At 72.7% G+C, this 3,430-nt stretch carries 4 protein-coding genes and 2 pseudogenes; 2 read left to right on the forward strand and 4 right to left on the reverse strand.

What is annotated here, in order from left to right; genetic code table 11:
- Window positions 1–83: pseudogene (locus AB0C69_RS40080) on the reverse strand (PspA/IM30 family protein); the annotation flags it as partial.
- 133 nt (window positions 84–216) lie between these two features.
- On the opposite strand from AB0C69_RS40080, the gene AB0C69_RS40085 reads away from it, so the two are divergent.
- Both AB0C69_RS40085 and AB0C69_RS40090 read left to right on the forward strand, forming a co-directional pair.
- The gene (locus AB0C69_RS40085; protein ID WP_353833723.1) at window positions 217–792 is read left to right on the forward strand and encodes a DUF3043 domain-containing protein; all 576 of its coding nucleotides are present in this window, start codon (window positions 217–219) and stop codon (window positions 790–792) included.
- 107 nt (window positions 793–899) lie between these two features.
- A complete protein-coding gene (locus tag AB0C69_RS40090) occupies window positions 900–1,901 on the forward strand; it encodes an aldo/keto reductase family protein (protein ID WP_360361618.1) in 1,002 nt (333 codons plus the stop codon).
- A 65-nt stretch (window positions 1,902–1,966) separates the two neighbouring features.
- On the opposite strand, the gene AB0C69_RS40095 is transcribed toward AB0C69_RS40090, so the two are convergent.
- From AB0C69_RS40095 to AB0C69_RS40105, 3 genes and pseudogenes are all read right to left on the reverse strand, one after another.
- Window positions 1,967–2,164, reverse strand: coding sequence for a hypothetical protein (locus AB0C69_RS40095; protein ID WP_185023425.1), 198 nt, complete (start codon window positions 2,162–2,164; stop codon window positions 1,967–1,969).
- Between the two features lie 37 nt (window positions 2,165–2,201).
- Window positions 2,202–3,083 (reverse strand): thioredoxin domain-containing protein, encoded by an 882-nt coding sequence (locus tag AB0C69_RS40100; protein ID WP_360361621.1) that lies wholly within the window; start codon window positions 3,081–3,083, stop codon window positions 2,202–2,204.
- 294 nt (window positions 3,084–3,377) lie between these two features.
- Window positions 3,378–3,422: pseudogene (locus tag AB0C69_RS40105) on the reverse strand (hypothetical protein); the annotation flags it as partial.
- Window positions 3,423–3,430 lie beyond the last annotated feature (8 nt).

Here is a 3,430-nt window from a genome sequence, read left to right on the forward strand (position 1 = left end):
GTCTCCCGAGGGTCTTCCATCCGGTCCAAAGCCTTGTTCGCCTTGGACTTGAAGATCATCGACATTCGCTTCATCACGCTCATCGCGCGGCGCCGGTCCCTTCGTGCTGTCGCCTCAGTCGTGAACTGGGCTCAATGACCACTGCTGGGGTTCTTATCACCCTACGCGTTAACGCGCGAGGCAGCCACGATGTTCGCAGCCGGTAGGCTGATCCCTGTGTTCAAGCGTCGTACCCCGGAGGCCCCGCCGGATCCTCCTCAGGTAGTAAAGCCCGGCGGCAAGGGCCGTCCCACGCCCAAGCGCAGCGAGGCCGAGAAGCGCCGCCGGCAGCCGATCACGGCTCCGGCGACCCGCAAGGAGGCCTACAAGAAGGTGCGGGAGCGGCAGGCCGTCGACCGCGCCAAGGCGCGCGAGGGCATGGCCAAGGGCGACGAGAAGCATCTGCTCAAGCGCGACCGGGGCCCCGTGCGCCGGCTGGCCCGCGACTACGTCGACTCGCGCCGCACGGTCGGCTCCTACCTGATGTACGCGATGTTCGCGATCGTGCTGCTCAGCCTCCTGCCGATCCCGGCGGCCCGGCTGCTGGTCCTGTTCGCGCCGCCGCTGCTGCTCGTGGTGGTGTTCGCGGAGGGCTTCCTGCTGAGCCGCGGCATCAAGCGGCTCGCCGCCGAGCGCTACCCCGGCGAGGACGCCAAGGGCGTCGGCATGTACGCCGCGATGCGCGCGATGCAGATCCGCCGGCTGCGGATCCCGAACCCGCGGGTGCGCCTCGGCGAGAAGGACAAGGTCTGAGCGCGGGTACGGGCGAGGCCGGGGCCTGAGGGCCGGCTCCGGGGACCGCGCCCGGCGGGGGCGTCCGCCACGCGCCGCACGAGCGGGGCGGGGCTAGGGTCGGGGCCATGGAGTTCCGAAACCTGGGCCGGAGCGGTCTGAAGATCAGCGAGATCGCGTACGGCAACTGGCTCACCCACGGCTCTCAGGTCGAGGAGGACGCGGCGCGCGCCTGCGTGCGGGCCGCCCTCGACGAGGGCGTGACCACGTTCGACACCGCCGACGTCTACGCCGGCACGCGCGCCGAGGAGGTGCTCGGGCGGGCGCTGAAGGGGCAGCGCCGCGAGGGGCTGGAGATCTTCACCAAGGTCTACTGGCCGACGGGTCCCGGGGTGAACGACCGGGGCCTCTCCCGCAAGCACGTCTTCGAGTCGATCCACGGCTCCCTGCGCCGCCTCGGGACCGACTACGTGGACCTGTACCAGGCCCACCGGTTCGACTACGAGACCCCGCTGGAGGAGACCCTCCGGGCCTTCGACGACCTCGTCCGGCAGGGCAAGGTCCTCTATGTCGGGGTGTCGGAGTGGCGGGCCGAGGAGATCGAGCGCGCCCTGAAGATCGCCGACGAGATGGGCTTCGACCGGATCGTCTCCAGCCAGCCGCAGTACTCGATGCTGTGGCGGGTCATCGAGGAGGAGGTCGTCCCGCTCTGCGAGCGCGAGGGCGTCGGCCAGATCGTCTGGTCGCCGATCGCGCAGGGCGTCCTGACCGGCAAGTACAAGCCGGGGCGGCCCCTTCCGGAGGGGTCGCGCGCCACCGACGACAAGGGCGGCGCCGACATGATCAAGCGCTACCTGGACGACGACCTGCTGACCCGCGTGCAGAACCTGCGGCCGGTCGCGGACGACCTCGGCCTGTCGATGGCGCAGCTCGCGATCGCCTGGACCCTGCAGAACCCGAACGTCTCGGCGGCGATCGTGGGCGCGTCCCGCCCCGAGCAGGTCGCCGACAACGTGCGGGCGGCCGGGGTGAAGCTGGACGCCGACGTGATGAAGCGGATCGACGAGATCCTCGGCGACACCGTCATCCGCGACCCGGCCAAGACCGTCAGCCCGCGCAGGCGCCCCTGAGCCCGGCGGGCATCACCGGGGGCCGCGGAGCGCGACGCTTCGCGGCCCTCTCCCTTCCCGGCCGGTCACTCCGGGTCGTGCAGGCTCATCCCGTACACGATCGTGTCGCCGTCCAGGAGGGTCACCTTGTCGACCTCCTCGGTGCGCAGCCCCCGCCAGTTCTCCCCCAGCCAGCTCTCCGCGTCCGCCTGGGTGGAGAAGGTCTCCTCCGACATGCCGATCGTCCGCCCGTCGGCCTTCTCCAGCCGCCAGCTCCACGCCATCGCCCTCGACCTCCCTCGTCGCGGTGAGACTAGCCGGTCAGGCGGCGGCCTCAATGGCGCGGCGCAGCGCGTCCGGGCTCTCGGTGTCGGACTGGGCGAGCGTCCGCCCGTTGACCCGCACGCTGGGCGTCCCCTGGATCCCGGACGATATGTAGCCCTGGCTGACGGTCTTCACGTCGGCGGCGTGGCGCTGGTCCTTCACGCACGACGTGAAGTCGTCGCCGGTGAGCCCCAGCGGCTCCGCGTAGGAGAGCAGGTCCTGGGTCAGGTAGCCGGTGGCGTTCTCGTTCTCGGGCTGATGGGCGTAGAGGGCGTCCTGGTAGGAGAGCCAGTGGGCGCCGTCGGTGACGCAGCGCAGCGCCGCCGCGGCCCGCAGCGAGTTGTCGTGGGCCGGCTGCGTGCCCGCACCGAAGATCAGCATCGGATGGAAGACGACCTTGGCGCGGCCCTCGACGGCCAGCTGCTTGAGCATCGGGTCGTGCCGGCGGTCGAAGGCGCCGCAGGGCGGGCAGGCGAAGTCCTCGTAGATGTCGACGACCGGGGCCGTGACGCCCGGGCGGGCCATGGTGAGGCTCCCGTCCGCGAGGGGCGTGGCCTCGGCGCCGCCGGCGATCTTGCCGACCCTCAGCCGCTCCCCGCCGCCGTCGCCTCCCCCGTCGTCGCCGCCCCGGACGAGGAAGACGAAGACGGCGGCCACCCCGAGCACCAGGACGAGCCCGGCCCCGACCAGCGCGATCACCAGGCCGCCGCCGCGGCGTCCCGGCGGGGGCGCTCCGGGCATGCCGGGCGGGCCCGGCGGCCATCCCGGCGCGGGGCCCGGCGCGGGGCCGCCGGGCGGGAAGGGCGGCGGGCCGTAGGGCGGCTGCTGCCCGCCCTGACCCGGTCGCGGGGGCCAGGGCGCGTTCGGGGGGTTGCCCACCGGGACTCCTCCAGAGGGGGCGTCGTGATCCTTACGGCCGAGGGTAACCGTAGAGTTCGCGGCGGGATGAACATCGAACTTCGCGGCGTCGCCGCCGCACAGGGCTGGCCGGCGCCGGGGTGCCGGTGCGCGTCGTGCGGCCGGCTGCGCGCGGCGGGCGTCCGGCACGAGCCGTTCGCCGCCGCGGTCGACGGCGTCGCGCTGGAGGACCTGCCGCGGACGGACGTGCCCGGCGGGTACGAGGTCCGCGATCACGACCGCCTCGGGCGCCTTCGCCATGAACGCCTCGTTGCCGAGCTTGCGCCGCGCCTGGTCGACCTCCTTGCGGGCGGCGGCCAGGTCCTTCT

Origin of the sequence: Actinomadura sp. NPDC048032, from assembly GCF_040653175.1 — a bacterium.
Taxonomy (GTDB): domain Bacteria; phylum Actinomycetota; class Actinomycetes; order Streptosporangiales; family Streptosporangiaceae; genus Spirillospora; species Spirillospora verrucosospora.

Coding starts and splice junctions, on each gene's coding strand:
- AB0C69_RS40090 (WP_360361618.1), top strand. CDS start 900: ATGGAGTTCCGAAACCTGGGCCGGAGCGGTCTGAAGATCAGCGAGATC.
- AB0C69_RS40095 (WP_185023425.1), bottom strand. CDS start 2,164: ATGGCGTGGAGCTGGCGGCTGGAGAAGGCCGACGGGCGGACGATCGGC.